The organism is Mesorhizobium sp. KR1-2 (assembly GCF_040045035.1).
In the GTDB taxonomy this organism is placed as follows: Bacteria; Pseudomonadota; Alphaproteobacteria; order Rhizobiales; family Rhizobiaceae; genus Pseudaminobacter.
This window is the reverse complement of the sequence record NZ_JBDZDS010000006.1, coordinates 85,234-105,877: the sequence shown is the minus strand read 5'-3', so window position 1 is coordinate 105,877 and position 20,644 is coordinate 85,234. Positions and strand designations below refer to the sequence as shown.

Genomic DNA, 20,644 nt, shown 5'->3' with positions numbered 1-20,644 from the left:
AGAGAGGTAGTCTGACGTGACCCGTTCAGTTTGGAAAGGCCCGTTCATCGACGGCTTTCTTCTCAAGAAAGCCGAGAAGGTGCGCGAAGGCGGCCGTAGCGAGGTGATCAAGATGTGGAGCCGCCGCTCCACCATCCTGCCCCAGTTCGTCGGTCTGACCTTCGGCGTCCATAACGGCCAGAAGCACATCCCGGTCTCCGTGTCGGAAGACATGGTTGGCCACAAGTTCGGTGAATTCGCTCCGACGCGGACCTACTACGGCCACGGCGCGGACAAGAAGGCGAAGAGGAAGTAACATGGGCAAGGCCAAAGCTCCGCGCAGGCTTGCTGACAACGAGGCGCGCGCAGTCCTGCGCACGATCCGCGTCAGCCCGCAGAAGCTGAACCTGGTTGCGGCGCTGATCCGCGGCAAGAAGGTCGCGACCGCTCTGTCGGATCTGGAATTTTCGCGCAAGCGCATTGCCGGGACCGTTAAAAAGACGCTCGAATCGGCTATTGCGAACGCCGAAAATAATCACGACCTCGATGTCGACGCCCTCGTGGTGGCTGAGGCCTTCGTCGGCAAGTCGATCGTGATGAAGCGTTTCCATGCCCGTGGCCGTGGTCGCGCCAGCCGCATCGAAAAGCCGTTTTCGCATCTCACGATCGTCGTTCGTGAAGTCGAAGAGAAAGGGGAGGCCGCCTGATGGGTCAGAAAATCAATCCGATTGGTCTGCGCCTCGGCATCAACCGCACCTGGGATTCGCGCTGGTACGCGAACACCAACGAGTACGGCAAGCTGCTGCACGAAGACCTCAAGATCCGTAAGTATCTCGAGACCGAGCTGAAGCAGGCCGCCATCTCGAAGGTCGTCATCGAGCGTCCGCACAAGAAGTGCCGCGTCACGATCCACGCCGCCCGTCCTGGCCTCATCATCGGCAAGAAGGGCGCGGACATCGAGAAGCTGCGCAAGAAGCTGACCGAGATGACGAATGCGGAAACGCACCTCAACATCGTCGAGGTCCGTAAGCCCGAGACCGACGCCACGCTGGTCGCCCAGTCGATCGCGCAGCAGCTCGAGCGCCGCATTGCCTTCCGTCGCGCCATGAAGCGCGCGGTGCAGTCGGCCATGCGCCTGGGTGCCGAAGGCATCCGTATCAACTGCTCGGGCCGTCTCGGCGGCGCGGAAATCGCACGCATGGAGTGGTACCGCGAAGGTCGCGTGCCGCTGCACACGCTGCGCGCCGACGTCGACTACGGCACGGCCGAAGCCCAGACGGCTTACGGCATCTGCGGCGTGAAGGTCTGGGTGTTCAAGGGCGAGATCCTCGAGCATGACCCGATGGCTTCCGAGCGCCGCGCGACCGAGGGCGACCATCAGCCGACGAGCGAGCGCGGTCCGCGTCGTCGCGAGAACGCCTGAGAAGCATAGGATTTTGGAGTAAGAACGATGCTGCAGCCAAAGCGCACAAAGTTCCGGAAGCAGTTCAAGGGCCGCATCCACGGCGCCGCCAAGGGCGGCACCAACCTGGATTTCGGCGGCTTTGGCCTGAAGGCGTTGGAGCCAAACCGGGTTACGGCACGTGAGATCGAGGCGGCCCGCCGTGCGATCACGCGTGAAATGAAACGTCAGGGTCGCGTTTGGATCCGTATTTTCCCGGACGTCCCGGTCACCTCGAAGCCGACCGAAGTTCGTATGGGTAAGGGTAAGGGCGCGGTCGACTACTGGGCCTGCCGAATCAAGCCCGGTCGCGTGATGTTCGAGATCGACGGCGTGTCCGAGGAAGTGGCCCGCGAGGCTCTTCGCCTCGGCGCCGCCAAGCTCTCGGTCAAGACGCGCTTCGTGCAGCGTATCGCTGAATAAGAAAGGTCAAGTGTCATGAAAGCCGCAGAACTCCGGTCAAAGACCTCTGACCAGCTGAACGAAGACCTGGGCGCGCTGAAGAAGGAGCAGTTCAACCTGCGCTTCCAGAAGGCCACCGGTCAGCTCGAGAAGACCGCCCGCGTGAAGCAGGTCCGCAAGGACATCGCGCGCATCAAGACCATCGCCGCCGAGAAATCGGCCGGCAAGAAGGCTTAAGGACGAAGAACATGCCAAAGCGCATTTTGCAGGGCACCGTCGTCAGCGACAAGAACGAGAAGACGGTCGTCGTCAAGGTCGAGCGCCGCTTCACGCACCCGGTCATGAAGAAGGTCGTGCGTATGTCGAAGAAGTACAAGGCGCACGACGAAAACAACGCTTGCAAGGTCGGCGATCAGGTGTTCATCCAGGAATCGGCCCCGATCTCCAAGGACAAGCGCTGGGTCGTCATCACCGACGCCCAAGCGTCGCAGTAACGAAATATTTGGACAAGCCAGGTAGGGCGCTGCGCCACTACCCATGAATAAAGAAGGCGGCCAGTCATGATTCAGATGCAAACAAACCTCGACGTCGCGGATAATTCCGGCGCTCGTCGTGTCATGTGCATCAAGGTGCTGGGCGGCTCGAAGCGGAAGTACGCATCCGTCGGCGACATCATCGTGGTGTCGATCAAGGAAGCGATTCCGCGCGGCCGCGTTAAAAAGGGTGACGTGATGAAGGCGGTCGTGGTTCGCACGGCCAAGGACATCCGTCGTCCGGACGGCAGCGTGATCCGTTTCGACAAGAACGCAGCTGTTCTCGTCGACAATAAGAAAGAGCCGATCGGCACCCGTATCTTCGGGCCGGTTCCGCGCGAGCTTCGCGCCAAGAACCACATGAAGATCATCTCGCTCGCGCCAGAAGTGCTGTAAGGAGCCGGAAAAATGCAAAAGATTCGCAAAGGCGACAAGGTCGTCGTCCTGGCCGGCAAGGACAAGGGCCGCTCGGGCGAAGTGCTCCGCGTGATGCCCAAGGACGACAAGGCCGTCGTTCGCGGCGTCAACATGATTCGCCGCCATCAGAAACAGACCCAGTCCCAAGAGGGCGGGATCATCAGCAAGGAAGCGCCGATCCATTTGTCGAACATCGCGCTGGCCGACCCCAAGGATGGCAAGCCGACCCGCGTCGGTTTCCAGGTCCAGCAGGACGGCACGAAGGTGCGCGTCGCAAAGCGCTCGGGAGAAGTGATCAATGGCTAAGGCAGAATATCAGCCCCGTCTGCGCAAGGTCTATGACGAGACCATCCGCAAGGCGATGCTCGAGCAGTTCAAGTACGAAAACGAGATGCAGATCCCGCGCATCGACAAGATCGTGCTGAACATGGGTGTCGGCGAAGCTACCGGCGATTCCAAGAAGCCTACGGTTGCCGCTGGCGACCTGGCGCTGATCGCTGGCCAGAAGCCGGTCGTCACCCGCGCCCGCAAGTCGATCGCCGGCTTCAAGGTGCGTGAGCAGATGCCGATCGGCGCCAAAGTGACGCTGCGCCGGGAACGTATGTATGAGTTCCTGGACCGCCTGATCACGATCGCGCTGCCGCGCGTCCGCGACTTCCGCGGCCTGAACCCCAAGAGCTTCGATGGTCGTGGTAACTACGCCATGGGCATCAAGGAACACATCGTGTTTCCCGAGATCAACTACGACAAGGTCGACCAGATCTGGGGTATGGACATCATCGTTTGTACGACCGCCAAGACGGACGAAGAGGCTCGGGCTCTGCTCAAGGCCTTCAACTTCCCCTTCCGGCAGTAACGGCAGCGAGAAAAGGATTTATCTGAAATGGCAAAGACCAGCTCAGTCGAGAAGAACAACAGGCGCCGGAAGCTTGTGGACCTGTACGCTGCCAAGCGTAAGGCCCTCAAGGCCACGGTCATGGACAAGGAAGTGCCGATGGAAGAGCGCTTCCGCGCCCAGCTGAAGCTCTCCGCCCTGCCGCGCAATTCGGCCAAGACCCGTATCCGCAATCGTTGCGAGGTCACCGGTCGTCCGCGCGCCTATTATCGCAAACTGAAGATGTCGCGCATTGCACTGCGCGAACTCGGCTCGCTGGGCGCGGTGCCCGGTCTCGTCAAGTCGAGCTGGTAAGGAGCACACGCTATGTCTCTTAGTGATCCTCTCGGCGATATGCTGACCCGCATCCGCAACGCCTGCGGCCGTAAGAAGACCAAGGTCTCGACTCCGGCCTCGCGTCTGCGCACCCGCGTCCTGGACGTGCTGAAGTCGGAAGGCTACATCCGCGACTACAGCCAGGTCGACTACGGCAACGGCAAGTCGGAAATCGAGATCGAACTGAAGTATTTCGATGGCACCCCGGTCATCCGCGACATCGCTCGCGTGTCGAAGCCCGGCCGCCGCGTCTACGTTTCGGTCAAGTCGATCCCGAACGTCGCCAACGGCCTCGGCATTTCGATCCTGTCGACGCCGAAGGGCGTCATGGCGGACCATGAAGCGCGCGAACAGAACGTCGGCGGGGAAATCCTCTGCCAGGTGTTCTGATCGGGCGGGCATAAGACAGAAAGAACGAGGACAAGAAACATGTCTCGTATTGGTAAGAAACCCGTTCAGGTGCCGGCCGGCGTGACCGCGACCGTCAATGGTCAGACTGTCACGGCGAAGGGCCCCAAGGGCGAGCTCAAGTTCGTAGTGAACGACGAGGTGCTCGTGAACTTCGAGAACGGCGAAATCGCCGTTCAGCCGCGCGATGACTCCAAGGACGCCCGCTCCAAGTGGGGCATGTCGCGTACCCAGATCGTCAACATCCTCACTGGCGTGAAGGACGGCTTCGAGAAGAAGCTCGAGATCAGCGGCGTTGGTTACCGTGCCGCCATGCAGGGCAAGAACCTGCAGCTGGCGCTCGGTTTCAGCCACGACGTCGTCTACCAGACGCCGGAAGGCATCACCATCAGCGTGCCGAAGCCGACCGAGATCGTCGTGTCGGGCCTCGACAAGCAGGTGGTCGGCCAGGTTGCGGCCGAGATCCGCAAGTACCGTGGCCCCGAGCCCTACAAGGGCAAGGGCGTCAAGTACGCCGGCGAGACGATCGTCCGCAAAGAAGGCAAGAAGAAGTAAGCCGCGGTGCTCGGTCGCGGGAGGCGGTTTGCGCCTACCGCACATGGCCGTGCCCGTTCAGAAGGCAAGGAACGAACATAAATGGTTTCCAAGGAATCCACCCAGCGTCGCGCCGCGCGCGTCCGCCGTCAGCTCAAGAAGGTCTCCGGTGACCGTCTGCGCCTGTCGGTCTATCGCTCGTCGAAGAACATCCACGCGCAGCTCATCGATGATTCGAAGGGCCACACCGTCGCTGCCGCTTCGACCCTGGAGAAGGAGCTCAAGGGCTCCCTCAAGACCGGCGCCGATGCCGCTGCCGCTGCCGCTGTCGGCAAGCTACTGGCAGAGCGCGCTCTCAAGGCAGGCGTCAAGGAAGTGGTCTTCGACCGCGGACCTTACATCTATCACGGCCGCGTGAAGGCTCTCGCCGAGGCCGCACGCGAGGCTGGCCTCAGCTTCTGATCGCAATCTTGGACGGGCGCTTTGCGCCCGTTCGCATGATTGCCCAGTTGAAATAAGTCCGGCGACGTTATAGACGCCGGACTTCAGTTTTTAACCCCCGTGCTTCCGGAAAAGAATAAGGATCAGGAAAATGGCACAAGAACGTAGGGAAGGCGGCCGCGATCGCGAGCGCAGCCGTGACCGCGAAGAGCGCGACAGCGAATTTGTCGACAAGCTCGTCCATATCAATCGCGTCGCCAAGGTGGTGAAGGGCGGCCGTCGCTTCGGCTTTGCCGCACTCGTCGTCGTCGGCGACCAGAAGGGCCGCGTCGGTTTCGGCCATGGCAAGGCGCGCGAAGTGCCGGAAGCCATCCGCAAAGCCACTGAAGCTGCCAAGCGCGACATGATCTTCGTGCCGCTGCGTTCGGGTCGCACGCTGCATCATGACGTCGCAGGTCGCCACGGCGCTGGCCGCGTTCTGCTGCGCACCGCCAAGGCCGGTACCGGTATCATCGCCGGTGGTCCGATGCGCGCCGTCTTCGAGACGCTCGGCATGCAGGACGTCGTCGCCAAGTCGATGGGTTCCTCGAACCCGTACAACATGGTGCGCGCGACCTTCGACGCGCTGAAGAACCAGATGCATCCGAAGGATGTGGCTGCTCACCGCGGCATCAAGTACTCGACCCTCCAGGCACGTCGCGGCGCAGCCGTTGCTGCCGACGAGTAAGCCGGAAGGGGAAGGATTACGACCATGGCAAAGAATGCTACCAAGACCATCACGGTCGAGCAGATCGGCAGCCCGATCCGCCGTCCGCAGGAACAGCGCGCGACGCTGATCGGCCTCGGCCTCAACAAGATGCATCGCCGTCGCACCCTCGAGGACACCCCGGCTGTTCGCGGCATGATCGCCGCCGTGCAGCATCTCGTCCGCGTCGTCGACGAGAAGTAAGCCGGGCGCAGGAGAAAAACGATGAAACTCAACGAACTGCGTGACAACGAAGGCGCGACCCACTCCAAGAAGCGCGTCGGCCGCGGCATCGGCTCGGGCTCAGGCAAGACTGGCGGGCGCGGCGTGAAGGGTCAGAAGTCCCGTTCGGGCGTGGCCATCAACGGCTTCGAGGGCGGCCAGATGCCGCTCTATCGTCGCCTGCCGAAGCGTGGCTTCAACAACATCTTCGCGAAGGATTTCGTGACGGTGTCGCTGGCCCGCATCCAGGCTGCGATCGATGCCAAGAAGCTCGACGCCAAGGAAACCGTGACGGCTGAAGTCCTCGTCCAGGCTGGCGTGATTCGCCGCGCCAAGGACGGCGTGCGTCTGCTGAGCGACGGCGAGCTGACCGCGAAGGTGTCCTTCGACATCGCAGGCGCCTCCAAGGCGGCTGTCGAGAAGGTGGAAAAGGCCGGCGGATCGGTAAAGCTGCCCGCGGCAGCGGCTTCCGCCGAGTAACAATCCCGGATCAAGCGGCCGCCCCTTCGAGCGGCCGCTTGCATCTTTACCGCCCGAAGCCTATCTCGTGGCTTCGTCGACACGTGCCCGCCTCGTGCGGGCTTTCGAACGTGATTAAGCGGAGAATTATGCATGGCATCGGCTGCTGAGCAACTTGCATCCAATCTGAATTTCGCAGCCTTCGCCAAGGCCGAGGATCTGAAGAAGCGCATCTGGTTTACCCTGGGCGCGTTGCTGGTCTACCGACTCGGCACCTATATCCCGCTTCCCGGTATCAACCCGGAAGCCTTTGCCCACGCCTTCACCCAGCAGGCGGGTGGCGTGCTCGGCATGTTCAACATGTTCGCCGGCGGCGCCGTCGGCCGCATGGCGATCTTTGCCCTGGGCATCATGCCCTACATTTCCGCCTCCATTATCATGCAGCTCATGACGTCGGTGATTCCGTCGCTTGAGGCGCTGAAGAAGGAAGGCGAGCAGGGCCGCAAGATCATCAACCAGTACACCCGCTACGGCACGGTGCTGCTCGCTCTCGTCCAGGCCTACGGTATCTCGGTCGGACTTGAGAGTGGCAACGGCATCGTCACCGATCCGGGCCTGTTCTTCCGCGCCTCCACCGTTATCACGCTGGTCGGCGGCACCATGTTCCTGATGTGGCTCGGCGAGCAGATCACTGCACGCGGCATTGGCAACGGCATTTCGTTGATCATCTTCTCCGGCATCGTCGCCGGCCTTCCGCATGCCATCGGCGGCACGCTGGAACTTGGCCGCACCGGCGCTCTGTCGACCGGCCTGATCATCGGCATCATCATCCTGGCGATCGTCGTGATTGCGGCCATCGTGTTCTTCGAGCGCGCCCAGCGCCGCCTTCTGATCCAGTATCCGAAGCGCCAGGTCGGCAACCGCATGTTCCAGGGCGACACCTCGCACCTGCCGCTCAAGCTCAACACCTCGGGCGTCATTCCGCCGATCTTCGCGTCGTCGCTGTTGCTGCTGCCGGCCACCGTCGCTGGCTTCTCCAACACGCAGTCGATGCCGGGTTGGGCGAGCAGCATCCTGGCCGCACTCGGCCATGGCCAGCCGCTCTACATGCTCTTCTACGCCTCGATGATCGTGTTCTTTGCGTTCTTCTACACGGCGATCGTCTTCAACCCGAAGGAAACGGCCGACCAGCTGAAGAAGCATTCCGGCTTCATCCCCGGCTACCGTCCTGGCGAGCGCACGGCCGAGTACATCGACTACGTGCTCACCCGCATCACCGTCATCGGTGCCATTTACCTCGTCCTCGTGTGTCTTCTGCCTGAATTCCTGATTTCGGCGACCGGCGTTCCGTTCTATCTGGGCGGTACTTCGCTGCTGATCGTCGTAAGTGTCACACTTGACACCGTTGCACAGATTCAGGGACATCTGATTGCCCATCAATATGAGGGGCTGATCAAGAAGTCGAAGCTCCGCGGGGGCAAGAGGGGAAGATGAGGCTGATACTGCTCGGACCGCCGGGGGCGGGTAAGGGAACGCAAGCGCAGCGACTGGTCGAGAAGCATGGCATTCCGCAGTTGTCGACCGGCGACATGCTGCGTGCGGCCGTCAAGGCTGGAACCGAAGTGGGCAAGCGCGCCCAGGCCGTCATGGACGCCGGCCAGCTGGTGTCCGACGAGATCGTCAACCAGATCGTCTCCGAGCGAGTCGACGAGTCGGACTGCCGGAGGGGCTTCATCCTCGACGGTTTTCCGCGCACGGTCGCGCAGGCCGAGGCACTGACGGGCATCCTGGCTGGTAAGGGCCAGCAGCTTGATGCTGTGATCGAGCTCAAGGTCGACGAATCGGCTCTGCTCAAGAGGATGGAGAAGCGTGTGGCCGAGACGATCGCCGCCGGCGGTCAGGTCCGTGCCGACGACAATCCCGAGTCGTTCAAGAAGCGGCTCAGCGAATACCGCGAGAAGACCGCGCCGCTTTCGGCCTACTATGCCGGGACAGGCGAACTGAAGACGATCGACGGCATGGCCGACATTGATGTCGTCACCGCCGAGATCGAAGGCATCCTTTCGGAGGCTGCTCGCGCAAGATAAGGCGGGCAGTTGACTAATTCGGCCTTGTGGACTATAGCGGCGCGTCTCCCAATCAGGCGCGAACCGCCCGGTCCCATGAGGCCATGCCGATCGCATTGAAATAGGAACACCCGCAAGGGCCGGCCTCCACCGGACGCGGGGTAACGCAGCCGCCGGCTCAGGCCGGCCCCAAATGGAGAAGAAGATGGCCCGTATAGCTGGCGTCAACATTCCTACCAACAAGCGCGTCGTTATTGCGCTTCAGTACATCCACGGCATCGGCGCGAAGTTCGCTACCGAGATCATCGAGAAGGTTGGCATCCCGGCCGAGCGCCGCGTCAATCAGCTCACGGACGCTGAAGTTCTGGCGATCCGCGAGACCATCGACCGCGACTACCAGGTTGAAGGCGACCTGCGTCGCGAAGTTTCGATGAACATCAAGCGTCTGATGGATCTCGGCTGCTACCGCGGCCTGCGTCATCGTCGCTCCCTGCCGGTTCGCGGCCAGCGCACGCACACCAATGCGCGCACCCGCAAGGGCCCTGCAAAGGCCATCGCCGGCAAGAAGAAGTAAGATCGGATAGAGGATAGCGGGCAGCGAGGTGGGATTTCCCGGTCGTCGCCCGCTGTTTCGCTAGCCGGATCTGAGGTGTAGCCGCTGGTATTACGGCGGCGTAGAGATCACTTGAAAGGACTGAAATGGCCAAGGAAGCCGCACGTATTCGCCGTCGCGAACGTAAGAACATCTCGTCGGGCGTCGCCCACGTCAACTCGACCTTCAACAACACCATGATCACCATCACCGATGCGCAGGGCAACACCATTGCCTGGTCGTCGGCCGGTGCCCAGGGCTTCAAGGGTTCGCGCAAGTCGACCCCGTTCGCTGCCCAGATGGCTGCCGAAGACGTTGCCAAGAAGGCCCAGGAACACGGCATGCGCACCCTTGAGGTCGAGGTTTGCGGCCCCGGCTCGGGTCGTGAATCGGCTCTGCGCGCCCTGCAGGCTGGCGGTTTCACCATCACGTCGATCCGTGACGTGACGCCGATCCCGCACAATGGCTGCCGCCCGCGCAAGAAGCGTCGCGTCTAAGTTCATTGCTTTACATTCGCATGAGCGTAATCCTGCGCTCATGCGATTTTTCCAGATCGCCTGTCACGATTGGATGGTGCAGGGAAACGGAAGGAAGACAAAATGATCCAGAAGAACTGGCAGGAACTGATCAAGCCGAACAAGATCGAGTTCTCGTCTAAGAACAAGACCCTGACGACGCTTGTTGCCGAGCCGCTCGAGCGCGGTTTCGGCCTGACGCTCGGCAACGCGCTTCGCCGCGTGCTGCTGTCGTCGCTGCGCGGTGCGGCTGTCACGGCCGTGCAGATCGACGGCGTTCTGCATGAATTCTCCTCGATCGCCGGTGTGCGCGAAGACGTCACCGACATCGTGCTGAACATCAAGGAAATCGCCATCCGTATGGAAGGCGATGGCCCCAAGCGCATGGTCGTTCGCAAGCAGGGCCCGGGTGCCGTGCTCGCCGGCGACATCCAGACGGTTGGCGACGTCGAGATCCTCAACCCCGACCACGTCATCTGCACGCTGGACGAGGGCGCCGAGATCCGCATGGAGTTCACCGTCGACACCGGCAAGGGCTATGTTCCGGCTGACCGCAACCGCGCCGAAGACGCTCCGATCGGGCTCATCCCCGTCGACAGCCTCTACTCACCGGTCAAGAAGGTTTCGTACAAGGTCGAAAACACCCGTGAGGGCCAGGTTCTCGACTACGACAAGCTGACCATGGCCATCGAGACCAACGGCTCGGTGACGGGCGAGGACGCCGTCGCTTTCGCGGCGCGCATCCTGCAGGACCAGCTTGGCCTGTTCGTCAACTTCGAAGAGCCGCAGAAGGAAGCTGCCGCCGAGGCGGTTACCGAGCTGGCGTTCAACCCGGCGCTGCTCAAGAAGGTCGACGAACTCGAGCTTTCGGTGCGTTCGGCCAACTGCCTGAAGAACGACAACATCGTCTATATCGGCGACCTGATCCAGAAGACCGAGGCGGAGATGCTGCGCACCCCGAACTTCGGTCGCAAGTCGCTGAACGAGATCAAGGAAGTTCTGGCTGCGATGGGTCTCCATCTCGGCATGGAAGTGGCCGACTGGCCGCCGGAGAACATCGAAGATCTCGCCAAGCGTTACGAAGATCAATACTGAGGCGAAGGCCTCTCGAACCAAGATTTGAAGGAGTAAGCCATGCGCCATGGATTCGCCGGCCGCCGGCTGGGCCGCAGTTCTAGCCACCGCAAGGCAATGTTTGCCAACCTGGCCGTCTCGCTGATCGAGCACGAGCAGATCGTCACCACCCTGCCGAAGGCGAAGGACCTGCGTCCGATCGTCGAGAAGCTCGTCACGCTCGGCAAGCGCGGCGACCTGCACGCCCGCCGTCAGGTCATCGCCCAGATCGGCAACGAGCCGGTCGTCAAGCGCCTGTTCGACACGATTGCCCCGCGCTATGCCACCCGCAACGGCGGCTATCTGCGCATCATGAAGGCGGGCTTCCGTCACGGCGACAACGCCCCGATGGCCGTCATCGAGTTCGTCGAACGCGACACCTCCGCCAAGGGCGCTGCCGACCACGCCCGCACTGCGGCCGAGGAAGCCACTTCGGAATCCGAAGCCGCATAATCGGCTTTGTATCACCGGAAAACGCGGGAAGGGGCCCTTGCGGCCCCTTTTTGCATTTCGGGCAGGATCGGCTCATGATCAGGGTCGGCTGCTGCCAATCGGTCCGCGGCTTTGACCTGCCCGGATCAAGAAACCTCGAGCGAAGTCTTTCATTTTGCACAATCGTCGTGACAATGGCGCGCGCTCGCTTTGGAGGATTCGCATGGTCGCGAAAACATTGCTTCGCCTTTTGACTGCAGCCTGGTTCGTCGCCGCGCCGTTTGTGGCCGCGCCGGCGTTCGCCGAGGACGCACCGCCGCCGGCAGACAAGCAGGAGGCGCCGGCCCCCAAGGAGGATCCCGGCCTCAAGGAAGTGCTGTCCGATCTACTGGGCAAGGGCGAGCAGACGCTGCCGGCGCCCGCGCCGCAGGGCAAGCGGCTGCCCTTCGGTAACGCCGAACTGCAGCTCTCCTTCGCGCCTCTGGTGAAGGAAACCGCGCCGGCCGTGGTCAATGTTTATGCCTCGCAGCAGGTGCGGGTGCGCTCGCCCTTTGCGGGAGATCCGCTGTTCGAGCAGTTCTTCGGCCGCCAGGCGCCGCAGCGCATGCAGTCGTCGCTGGGTTCCGGCGTGCTGGTCGATCCCAGCGGCATCGTGGTCACCAACAACCATGTGATCAAGGATGCTGACGAGGTGAAGGTCGCGACCTCCGACGGGCGCGAATTCCCTTCCAAGGTTCTGCTCAAGGATGAGTCGCTCGACCTCGCCGTGCTGAAGATCGAAGGCGACAAGCCTTTTCCGGTGATCCCGGTGGGCGATTCCGACGCGCTCGAGGTGGGCGATCTCGTGCTTGCCATCGGCAATCCGTTCGGCGTCGGTCAGACCACCACCAGCGGCATTGTTTCGGCGCTAGCGCGTAGCCACATCGGCGTATCGGATTTCGGCTTCTTCATCCAGACCGACGCGGCGATCAATCCGGGCAATTCCGGCGGTGGGCTCATCAACATGACCGGCCAGCTCGTCGGCATCAATACGGCCATCTACAGCCGCAGCGGCGGCTCCATCGGCATCGGCTTCGCCATTCCCTCCAACATGGTGCGGGCGGTGGTCGAATCCGCCAAGCAGGGCAGGGACTATTTCGAGCGGCCCTTCATCGGCGCCACCTTCGAGCCCGTGACCGCGGCAATCGCCGAATCGCTCGGCATGCAGCAGCCCTCCGGCGCCCTTGTCTCTTCCGTCGCGCCGAATGGGCCGGCGGCGGAAGCCGGCCTGAAGCCGGGCGACGTCGTGCTCTCGCTTAACGGCATCGCGATCGAGCATGTCGACGCGCTCGGCTATCGACTGGCGACGATCTCCATCGGCAATCGGGCGGCGCTCGGCGTACTCAGCCAGGGTGCGGAAAAGACGGTCCAGATCACGCCGGTGCGCCCGCCCGAGGGAGCCTCGTCGGTCGAGATCAGTATCGGCGGCAGCAGCCCCTTCGCCGGCACCAAGGTTGCGTCGCTGTCGCCGCGCCTGGCGCAGCGCTTGGGCATGCCCTCGGAGGCCACTGGTGTGACCATCGTGGACATCCAGCGCAACTCGCCCGCCGCTCAACTCGGCCTGCTCCCGCGCGACATCGTGCGCCAGGTGAACGACGTGACCATCGACAAGCCCGAACAGCTTCAGCAGGTCGCCGCGCAGAAGACCCGTTGGTGGAAATTCATCATCGAACGTGATGGGCAGCTGCTGAACCAGGTGCTGCGCTACTGAGGACCGCCATGGCCGATCTATTCCAGGCCGCCGAACCTGAAAGGGCATCGCCCGGACGCCCGCTGGCCGACCGCCTGCGTCCGGCAAGCCTCGCCGAGGTCGTCGGTCAGGAACACCTGACCGGCGAGGACGGCGCGCTGACGCGCATGATCAGCTCCGGATCGCTCGGCTCGATGATCTTCTGGGGCCCTCCCGGCACCGGCAAGACCACGGTGGCGCGGCTTCTGGCCGGCGAGACGCATCTGGCCTTCGAGCAGATTTCGGCGATCTTCTCCGGTGTAGCCGACCTGAAGAAGGTCTTCGACACCGCGCGCCTGCGCCGCGCCAACGGCCGCCAGACCCTGCTCTTTGTCGACGAGATCCATCGCTTCAACCGTGCCCAGCAGGATTCTTTTCTTCCGGTCATGGAGGATGGAACCGTGGTTCTGGTCGGCGCCACCACCGAAAACCCGTCCTTCGAGCTCAACGCGGCTCTCCTGTCGCGGGCGCGAGTGCTGGTCTTCCGTTCTCTCGGCGACGACAGCATCTCAAAACTGCTTGCCCGCGCCGAGGAGGTGGAAGGCAAGCCGCTGCCGCTCGACGGCGAGGCGAGGGCGGTGCTGATCCGCATGGCCGATGGCGACGGCCGCGCTTCTCTGACGCTTGCCGAGGAAGTCTGGCGCGCGGCCAAGCCCGGCGAAGTCTTCGACGCCGAGGGCCTGCAGCGCATCGTCCAGCGGCGTGCGCCCATCTACGACAAGGGACAGGACGGCCACTACAACCTGATCTCGGCGCTGCACAAGTCGGTGCGCGGCTCCGACCCTGATGCCGCTCTCTACTACCTGTCGCGCATGTTCGATGCCGGCGAGGACCCGCTCTATATCGGCCGCCGACTGGTGCGCATGGCGGTGGAGGACATCGGCCTTGCCGACCCGCAGGCGCTGGTCATCGCCAACGCCGCCAAGGACGCCTACGACTATCTCGGCTCGCCCGAGGGCGAGCTCGCCTTCGCGCAGGCCTGCGTCTATCTGGCCACCGCGCCGAAATCCAACGCCGTCTACACCGCCTTCAAGGGCGCAATGCGGGCGGCCAAGGAACATGGCTCGCTCTTGCCGCCGCGCCATATCCTCAACGCGCCCACCAAGCTCATGAAGGAAGAGGACTACGGCAAGGGCTATCAATACGACCACGACACGCCCGAGGCCTTTTCCGGACAGGACTATTTCCCCGAGAAGATGGGCCGCCACACTTTCTACGATCCGCCCGAACGCGGTTTCGAGCGCGAGATCAGGAAGCGGCTGGATTATTGGGCGAAGCTTCGCAGCGAGAGGGCGCGCGAAAAGTAGCCCGCCGGGCAAAACCCGCCTCCCGCATGACGCTGGCCTTTATCCTTTTAATTTCGTAAACACGGCCCATCATTCCGCTTTTCCCGGTAGCAAAATGGACAAGAAGTCGCTCAAGACCGTTCGCAAGATCGGCATTGCCGTAGTCGTTCTGGCTGTGGCCTTCTATTTCATTCCGATCATCACCGCGCTGTTCATCCTGTGCGGGCTGATCGACGTCATGCGCAACGATCGCAAGAACGGCCAGCTTTTCAGCCTCTACTTCGCCGGCAACGGCCTGTTCACCTGGTTTCTGTCGCCCTTCAACCTGCTGGTCGACCTTCTCTCCTACAAGAACTGGGGCGTGTGGAAGCTGGAACAGTTTCCCGACGACTACCGCCGCGAGGTCGATGAGGTCCTGGACGTTTTCAAGAGCAGGCAGGCCGAGATCATCGCCGACATCGACGCCAATTTCGAAAGCGGCCGGCGCGGCATGTATGTCTACCAGTGGTACGGCAAGCAGCACATCGACAACGTTCCGGAGTTCACCCGGAAGTTCAAATACATCCGCACCATCGCGGTATCGGTGTTCAGCGGCCGCGAATCGACTTCCTACCACTTCGGTCCGCTGCGGCTCACGCTGCGCGTGCTCTACAATCTAAGGCCGGCCAAGACCGACCAGATCTTCATCGAGTGCGGCGATGCCAAGCAGTTCTGGTACCAGAACCCGCTGTTCATCTTCGACGACACGCTGCTGCACCGTTCGGTGAACGAGCATGACGGTCGCCGCTACTGCGTGTTCATGGACATCATCCGCCCGTCTCCGGTGCCAGGCTTCCTGTCCATGCTGCTGTCGGGTATCTCGATCAGCGTCGACCGCATGAAGGCGATGTTCTACAAGAACTGGAAGATGATCGGCTCGCGCAACCCGAAGTCGGCGCCGGCCAAATAGACGGGGCAGAGGCCCACTGAACATCGTTCCGAGTGTTGCGAAACGATTGGCACGGAACGATGTGAAGACGGAAACAAGGCGGGGCATCGCGCCCATGGTTTCGGGCAGGCCGTTTGGGCTTGTCGAGGCCGTGGGCAATATTCTTTCCCGGTTTCGGGATCGCGGATTGCAGCAGGCTTTGGCCGTTGCCCGCCGAGCAAATGGACTAGATGAAAATGGCAGGCGTAGAGCAGATCAAGGTTGAAGCCGGCGAGTCGGGCATGCGGCTCGACCGCTGGTTCAAGACCCATTTCCCGGGACTGGGTTTCGTGCAGCTTCAGAAGCTGTTGCGCTCCGGTCAGGTCCGTATCGACGGCGGCCGCGCCAAGGCCGACACGCGTGTGGAACCGGGCCAGTTGATCCGCGTGCCGCCGCTTGGCGTCGACAAGAAAGGCGATGGCCCGCTGACCGCGCGCACGATGCGCAACCAGGACGACGGCGACGTGCTGGCGCAGATGCTGCTCTACGAAGACCCGAAGGTTTTCGTCTTCAACAAGCCCGCAGGGCTCGCCGTGCAGGGCGGCTCCGGCGTCTCGCGCCATGTCGACGACATGCTTGAAGCCTGGCGCAACCAGAAGGGCGAGAAGCCGCGTCTCGTGCACCGGCTGGACCGCGACACGTCCGGTGTGCTGGTGGTGGCGCGCACGCGCCTTGCGGCGATGAAGCTCGCCGAAGCATTCCGCGGCCGCGACGCCAAGAAGACCTATTGGGCGCTGGTCAAGGGCGTTCCCAAGAAGCGCGAAGACAAGATCTCCACCTGGCTGATCAAGGAAGCGACGCCGGATGGCGACCGCGTGCGGGTGGCTAAGCATGGCGAACGTGGCGCCGACCACGCCGTGTCCTACTATCGCGTCATCGAGCAGGCGGCGCAGCGCCTGGCCTGGCTGGAGATGGAGCCGCACACTGGCCGCACCCACCAGCTGCGCGTGCACGCCGCCCATATCGGTTGCCCCATCATCGGCGATCCGAAATATTTCGAGGCCGACACCAATTGGGATTTTCCCGGCGGCATGCAGAACCGCCTGCATCTCCATGCGCGGCGCATCCGCATTCCGCACCCCGACCAAGGCGTGATCGACGTCACCGCCCCGCTGCCGCCGCATATGCGCCAGAGCTGGAACCTGCTCGGCTTCGACGAGGCGAGCGGCGAGGAAGAGGCTTGAACCTGGCCTTGATCCTGGCGCCTGCCGGGCCGGCATCGCAGGAGGTAGGCGCCGTCACTGGCCGCCGCGCCGCGGGCTGCGTATCCGGCCGCGAGGACCTATATAGTTGGGGTCTGCCGGATAGTGGGGCTTCCAGTCCCGCCAAGCCCCGACCTTCGACATCGCCCCGGCATGCCGGCGAGCGCGAAGATTTTTCGGCGGCCAGGGCCGATTGCCTTCGGGCGATGCCCCGTGCAGTCCAGCCAGCCGCCGCTGCCGTTGTGAGGATATCATGCGCGAACTTTTGAACGATCTCGAAGCCCACGATCTCTTGTCCGATCCCGACCCGGTGCGCCGGGCGCAGGGCCAGCTCAAGCGGCAATTGCCCAAGCGCTTCTACAAGGAGGCCTCGGTCGCTCCGGTTGAGGAAGGCTTTGCCGTGCATCTTGATGGCAAGCCCGTCCGCACGCCCACCAAGGCGCTGCTGGTGCTGCCCACGGCCGCTGCAGCCGAGCTTGTCGCAAAGGAATTCGCCGCACAGGAAGAGCGCATCGACCCGATGACCATGCCTGTCACCCGGCTGGTCAACACGGCCATAGACGGCGTAGCAACCGATCCCCAGGCCGTGCTGGAGGACATATTGCGCTTCGCCTCGTCCGACCTTCTCTGCTACCGCGCCGAGGCCCCCGAGGGGCTCGTGGCGCGCCAGAACGAGGCCTGGGACGGCGTGCTCGACTGGGCGCGTGCGTCGCTCGGCGCGCGCTTCGTGCTGGCCGAGGGCGTCATGCATGTGGAGCAGCCGCGCGAGGCGATCGGTGCGGTGGGCATCCATCTCAGCCAGCGGAGCGAGCCCCTGCGGCTTGCCGCAATGCACCTGATGACGACGTTGACCGGCTCGGCGCTGCTGGCGCTGGCCGTCGAGACCGGCGAACTCACGGCGGAAGAAGCCTGGGCGGCCGCTCATGTCGACGAGGACTGGCAGATCGAGCAGTGGGGCCAGGATGCCGAGGCCGTTGCGCGCCGCAACAACCGCCAGCGCGACATGATGGCCGCCGTCGACCTTCTGCACGCGCTCTCCGCGAGTTGACCACGTCGCACGATGCATGGGCCGCACGCCGATTGTGCAGCCTGTCCGCCCAAAAATCGCAAACTGCCTAGTTTTTGCGCGCTTCTCTCCAGCCGCATCTGCGCCTCCCGCGCAGAGGCGGCTTTTTTCGTTTGGCACGCGGCTTGCATTTCAATTTGTCGGACGGCCGCCAATGGCCGAAGGCAGATTTTGAGAGGTTCGCATGACGAAGTACAAGCTCGAGTATATTTGGCTGGATGGATATACGCCGACGCCCAATCTTCGTGGGAAGACCCAGGTCAAGGAATACGCCGAGTTCCCGACGCTGGAGCAACTGCCCCTGTGGGGCTTTGACGGCAGCTCGACCAAGCAGGCTGAAGGCCGTAGCTCCGACTGCGTGCTGAAGCCGGTCGCGGTCTATCCCGATCCTGCGCGCAAGGACGGCATTCTGGTCATGTGCGAGGTCATGATGCCGGACGGCGTCACGCCGCATCCGTCCAACACGCGCGCCACGGTGCTCGATGACGAGGGCGCCTGGTTCGGCTTCGAGCAGGAATATTTCCTCTACAAGGACGGTCGCCCGCTCGGCTTCCCCGAAAACGGCTATCCAGCGCCGCAGGGCCCGTATTACACCAGCGTCGGCTACCAGAACGTCGGCAGCATCGCCCGCCAGATCGTGGAGGAGCATCTCGACATCTGCCTCGCCGCCGGCATCAACCACGAAGGCATCAATGCCGAGGTGGCCAAGGGCCAGTGGGAATTCCAGGTCTTCGGCAAGGGCTCGAAGAAGGCGGCCGACGAGATCTGGCTGGCCCGCTACCTGCTGCAGCGCCTGACGGAAAAATACGGCGTCGACGTCGAATATCACTGCAAGCCGCTCGGCGACAGCGACTGGAACGGCTCGGGCATGCATGCCAATTTCTCCACCGCCTTCATGCGCGAGGTTGGCGGCAAGGAGTATTTCGAGGCCATCATGGCCGCATTTGCCGATGCGCGCGCCGACCATATCGCGGTCTACGGCCCCGACAACCATCTGCGCCTGACCGGCAAGCACGAGACGGCCTCGATCCACGTCTTCACCTACGGCGTGGCCGACCGCGGCGCATCCATCCGCGTGCCGCACGGCTTCGTCCGCAACGGCTATCGCGGTTATCTGGAAGATCGCCGCCCGAATTCGCAGGGTGACCCGTACCAGATCGCCTCGCAGATCCTGAAGACCATTTCCGCAGTGCCGACCCTCTCGGAGAAGAAGGCGGCGGCCTGAGTTTTGGGCAGGGGAGCGGCAAAAAAGCCCGAAGGCAACTCCGGGCTTTTTGTCTTCGCGCTTCGGCACACCATGGCGCTTCTGGCCTGGCCAGTCCCGCATATACACCCGAAAACGAAAAAGGCCCCGGATTGCTCCGGGGCCTTTTCCATTGAGATTATAAAAGCTTACACCGAGTAGTACATGTCGAACTCGACCGGGTGCGGCGTCATTTCGAAGCGCATCACCTCGGCCATCTTCAGCTCGATGAAGCTGTCGATCTGGTCGTCGTCAAACACGCCGCCGGCCTTCAGGAAGGCGCGGTCCTTGTCGAGGCTCTGTAGCGCCTCGCGCAGGCTGCCGCACACGGTCGGGATCTTCTTCAGCTCCTTCGGCGGCAGGTCGTACAGGTCCTTGTCCATCGGATGGCCGGGGTGGATCTTGTTCTTGATGCCGTCGAGCCCGGCCATCAGCAGGGCTGCGAAGGCGAAATAGGGGTTCGCGCCCGGATCGGGGAAGCGGATTTCCACGCGCTTCGACTTGGGCGAGGTGCCGAAGGGGATGCGGCAGGAGGCCGAGCGGTTGCGCGCCGAATAGGCCAGCAGCACCGGCGCCTCATAGCCCGGAACCAGACGCTTGTAGGAGTTGGTCAGCGGGTTGGTGAAGGCGTTGATGGCCTTGGCGTGCTTGATGATGCCGCCGATGAAGTAGAGGCAGTTTTCCGACAGGCCGGCATATTCATTGCCCGCGAAGGTCGGCTTGCCGTCCTTCCAGATCGACAGATGCACATGCATGCCCGAGCCGTTGTCGCCGAAAACCGGCTTCGGCATGAAGGTCGCGGTCTTGCCGTAGGCGTTGGCTACCTGGTGCACGACATATTTGAAGAGCTGCATCTTGTCGGCGTTGCGAACCAGCGTGTCGAACTTGACGCCGAGCTCGTGCTGGGCGGCAGCCACCTCGTGGTGATGCTTCTCCACGCGCACGCCCATCTCGGTCAGCACGGTCAGCATTTCCGAGCGCATGTCCTGCGCGGAATCGATCGGCGGGACCGGGAAGTAGCCGCCCTTGATGCGCGGACGATGGCCGAGATTGCCGGTCTCGTAATCGGTGTCGTCGTTGGACGGCAGTTCGCTCGAATCGAGCTTGAAGCCGGTGTTGTACGGGTCGGCCTTGTACTTGACGTCGTCGAAGACGAAGAACTCGGCTTCCGGGCCTACGAAGAGGGTGTCGCCGATGCCCTCGGCCTTCATGTAGGCCTCGGCCTTCTTGGCGATGCTGCGCGGGTCGCGGTTGTAAGCCTCGCCGGAAACCGGATCGAGCACGTCGCACAGGATGACCATGGTCGACTGCGCGAAGAACGGGTCCATATGGACGGTCTCCGGGTCGGGCATCAGCAGCATGTCGGACTCGTTGATCGCCTTCCAGCCGCCGATCGACGAGCCGTCGAACATGACGCCATCGGCAAACATGTCTTCCTCGACCTCGGCGATGTCCATCGTCACGTGATGCAGCTTGCCCTTGGGGTCGGTGAAGCGCAGGTCGACGAACTTGACGTCGTTGTCCTTGATCTGCCTGAGGATGTCTTTGGCTGTCGTCATATCATGCTTTCCTATGGTGATGACGTTGAAACGGGATTTCTGGA

The 20,644-nt window shown here is 62.7% G+C and carries 29 protein-coding genes; 28 read left to right on the top strand and 1 reads right to left on the bottom strand.

Features of this window, described 5'->3' with window-relative positions:
* Nucleotides 1-16: 16 nt before the first annotated feature.
* The 28 genes from rpsS (at nt 17) to ABLE85_RS13715 (ending at nt 19,023) form a co-directional block, all read left to right on the top strand.
* Complete coding sequence (gene rpsS, locus ABLE85_RS13850) at nt 17-295, top strand: 30S ribosomal protein S19 (protein ID WP_348793319.1); 279 nt, start codon at nt 17-19, stop codon at nt 293-295.
* 1 nt (nt 296) lies between these two features.
* Complete coding sequence (gene rplV, locus ABLE85_RS13845; protein ID WP_055976417.1) at nt 297-686, top strand: 50S ribosomal protein L22; 390 nt, start codon at nt 297-299, stop codon at nt 684-686.
* Nucleotides 686-1,402, top strand: a complete 717-nt coding sequence (gene rpsC / locus ABLE85_RS13840; RefSeq protein ID WP_348793318.1) for a 30S ribosomal protein S3 — start codon at nt 686-688, stop codon at nt 1,400-1,402. Before rplV ends, rpsC begins: the two co-directional genes overlap by 1 nt.
* Nucleotides 1,403-1,429: 27 nt before the next feature.
* A complete protein-coding gene (gene rplP, locus ABLE85_RS13835) occupies nt 1,430-1,843 on the top strand; it encodes a 50S ribosomal protein L16 (protein WP_348793317.1) in 414 nt (137 codons plus the stop codon).
* A gap of 15 nt (nt 1,844-1,858) precedes the next feature.
* The gene (gene rpmC / locus ABLE85_RS13830) at nt 1,859-2,059 is read left to right on the top strand and encodes a 50S ribosomal protein L29 (RefSeq protein ID WP_348793316.1); all 201 of its coding nucleotides are present in this window, start codon (nt 1,859-1,861) and stop codon (nt 2,057-2,059) included.
* A gap of 11 nt (nt 2,060-2,070) precedes the next feature.
* The gene (rpsQ, locus tag ABLE85_RS13825) at nt 2,071-2,316 is read left to right on the top strand and encodes a 30S ribosomal protein S17 (RefSeq protein ID WP_128626715.1); all 246 of its coding nucleotides are present in this window, start codon (nt 2,071-2,073) and stop codon (nt 2,314-2,316) included.
* 66 nt (nt 2,317-2,382) lie between these two features.
* Nucleotides 2,383-2,751, top strand: coding sequence for a 50S ribosomal protein L14 (gene rplN / locus ABLE85_RS13820; protein ID WP_006205457.1), 369 nt, complete (start codon nt 2,383-2,385; stop codon nt 2,749-2,751).
* Nucleotides 2,752-2,763: 12 nt separating this feature from the next.
* Nucleotides 2,764-3,078, top strand: coding sequence for a 50S ribosomal protein L24 (gene rplX, locus ABLE85_RS13815; RefSeq protein WP_348793315.1), 315 nt, complete (start codon nt 2,764-2,766; stop codon nt 3,076-3,078).
* Nucleotides 3,071-3,628, top strand: coding sequence for a 50S ribosomal protein L5 (gene rplE / locus ABLE85_RS13810; RefSeq protein ID WP_348793314.1), 558 nt, complete (start codon nt 3,071-3,073; stop codon nt 3,626-3,628). The genes rplX and rplE overlap by 8 nt, the downstream gene beginning before the upstream one ends.
* 27 nt (nt 3,629-3,655) lie before the next feature.
* Complete coding sequence (rpsN, locus tag ABLE85_RS13805; protein WP_348793313.1) at nt 3,656-3,961, top strand: 30S ribosomal protein S14; 306 nt, start codon at nt 3,656-3,658, stop codon at nt 3,959-3,961.
* A gap of 12 nt (nt 3,962-3,973) precedes the next feature.
* On the top strand, nt 3,974-4,372 hold the full coding sequence (gene rpsH, locus ABLE85_RS13800; protein ID WP_348793312.1) for a 30S ribosomal protein S8: 399 nt from the start codon (nt 3,974-3,976) through the stop codon (nt 4,370-4,372).
* Nucleotides 4,373-4,411: 39 nt separating this feature from the next.
* Nucleotides 4,412-4,945: a 50S ribosomal protein L6 gene (gene rplF, locus ABLE85_RS13795; RefSeq protein ID WP_348793311.1), complete on the top strand. Its 534-nt coding sequence runs from the start codon at nt 4,412-4,414 to the stop codon at nt 4,943-4,945.
* Between the two features lie 81 nt (nt 4,946-5,026).
* Nucleotides 5,027-5,386, top strand: a complete 360-nt coding sequence (gene rplR / locus ABLE85_RS13790; RefSeq protein ID WP_348793310.1) for a 50S ribosomal protein L18 — start codon at nt 5,027-5,029, stop codon at nt 5,384-5,386.
* 130 nt (nt 5,387-5,516) lie between these two features.
* Nucleotides 5,517-6,092, top strand: a complete 576-nt coding sequence (rpsE, locus tag ABLE85_RS13785) for a 30S ribosomal protein S5 (RefSeq protein WP_348793309.1) — start codon at nt 5,517-5,519, stop codon at nt 6,090-6,092.
* Between the two features lie 24 nt (nt 6,093-6,116).
* Nucleotides 6,117-6,314 (top strand): 50S ribosomal protein L30, encoded by a 198-nt coding sequence (gene rpmD / locus ABLE85_RS13780; protein ID WP_348779482.1) that lies wholly within the window; start codon nt 6,117-6,119, stop codon nt 6,312-6,314.
* A 21-nt stretch (nt 6,315-6,335) separates the two neighbouring features.
* Nucleotides 6,336-6,812 carry a 50S ribosomal protein L15 gene (gene rplO, locus ABLE85_RS13775; RefSeq protein WP_348793308.1) on the top strand — a complete coding sequence of 159 codons (477 nt, stop codon included), beginning with the start codon at nt 6,336-6,338 and terminating at the stop codon, nt 6,810-6,812.
* Between the two features lie 132 nt (nt 6,813-6,944).
* Nucleotides 6,945-8,285 carry a preprotein translocase subunit SecY gene (secY, locus tag ABLE85_RS13770; RefSeq protein WP_348793307.1) on the top strand — a complete coding sequence of 447 codons (1,341 nt, stop codon included), beginning with the start codon at nt 6,945-6,947 and terminating at the stop codon, nt 8,283-8,285.
* Nucleotides 8,282-8,878, top strand: a complete 597-nt coding sequence (locus ABLE85_RS13765; protein WP_348793306.1) for an adenylate kinase — start codon at nt 8,282-8,284, stop codon at nt 8,876-8,878. Before secY ends, ABLE85_RS13765 begins: the two co-directional genes overlap by 4 nt.
* A 184-nt stretch (nt 8,879-9,062) precedes the next feature.
* Entirely contained in the window at nt 9,063-9,431 is a 369-nt protein-coding gene (gene rpsM, locus ABLE85_RS13760) for a 30S ribosomal protein S13 (RefSeq protein WP_348793305.1), read from the top strand.
* A gap of 125 nt (nt 9,432-9,556) precedes the next feature.
* Nucleotides 9,557-9,946 carry a 30S ribosomal protein S11 gene (rpsK, locus tag ABLE85_RS13755; RefSeq protein ID WP_209712219.1) on the top strand — a complete coding sequence of 130 codons (390 nt, stop codon included), beginning with the start codon at nt 9,557-9,559 and terminating at the stop codon, nt 9,944-9,946.
* 102 nt (nt 9,947-10,048) lie between these two features.
* Nucleotides 10,049-11,059 (top strand): DNA-directed RNA polymerase subunit alpha, encoded by a 1,011-nt coding sequence (locus tag ABLE85_RS13750; protein ID WP_348793304.1) that lies wholly within the window; start codon nt 10,049-10,051, stop codon nt 11,057-11,059.
* Nucleotides 11,060-11,098: 39 nt separating this feature from the next.
* The gene (gene rplQ, locus ABLE85_RS13745) at nt 11,099-11,530 is read left to right on the top strand and encodes a 50S ribosomal protein L17 (protein WP_348793303.1); all 432 of its coding nucleotides are present in this window, start codon (nt 11,099-11,101) and stop codon (nt 11,528-11,530) included.
* A gap of 202 nt (nt 11,531-11,732) precedes the next feature.
* A complete protein-coding gene (locus ABLE85_RS13740) occupies nt 11,733-13,259 on the top strand; it encodes a DegQ family serine endoprotease (RefSeq protein ID WP_348793302.1) in 1,527 nt (508 codons plus the stop codon).
* An 8-nt stretch (nt 13,260-13,267) separates the two neighbouring features.
* Entirely contained in the window at nt 13,268-14,584 is a 1,317-nt protein-coding gene (locus ABLE85_RS13735; RefSeq protein WP_348793301.1) for a replication-associated recombination protein A, read from the top strand.
* Between the two features lie 94 nt (nt 14,585-14,678).
* Nucleotides 14,679-15,512: an aspartyl/asparaginyl beta-hydroxylase domain-containing protein gene (locus ABLE85_RS13730; RefSeq protein WP_348793300.1), complete on the top strand. Its 834-nt coding sequence runs from the start codon at nt 14,679-14,681 to the stop codon at nt 15,510-15,512.
* A 215-nt stretch (nt 15,513-15,727) separates the two neighbouring features.
* Nucleotides 15,728-16,714 (top strand): RluA family pseudouridine synthase, encoded by a 987-nt coding sequence (locus ABLE85_RS13725; RefSeq protein ID WP_348793510.1) that lies wholly within the window; start codon nt 15,728-15,730, stop codon nt 16,712-16,714.
* Nucleotides 16,715-16,985: 271 nt separating this feature from the next.
* Nucleotides 16,986-17,780, top strand: a complete 795-nt coding sequence (locus tag ABLE85_RS13720) for an ATP12 family chaperone protein (RefSeq protein WP_348793299.1) — start codon at nt 16,986-16,988, stop codon at nt 17,778-17,780.
* A gap of 202 nt (nt 17,781-17,982) precedes the next feature.
* On the top strand, nt 17,983-19,023 hold the full coding sequence (locus tag ABLE85_RS13715; RefSeq protein ID WP_348793298.1) for a glutamine synthetase beta-grasp domain-containing protein: 1,041 nt from the start codon (nt 17,983-17,985) through the stop codon (nt 19,021-19,023).
* A 167-nt stretch (nt 19,024-19,190) separates the two neighbouring features.
* Here the strand turns inward: ABLE85_RS13715 and glnA are convergent, their stop codons facing one another.
* Complete coding sequence (glnA, locus tag ABLE85_RS13710) at nt 19,191-20,600, bottom strand: type I glutamate--ammonia ligase (protein WP_348793297.1); 1,410 nt, start codon at nt 20,598-20,600, stop codon at nt 19,191-19,193.
* Between the last annotated feature and the right edge of the window lie 44 nt (nt 20,601-20,644).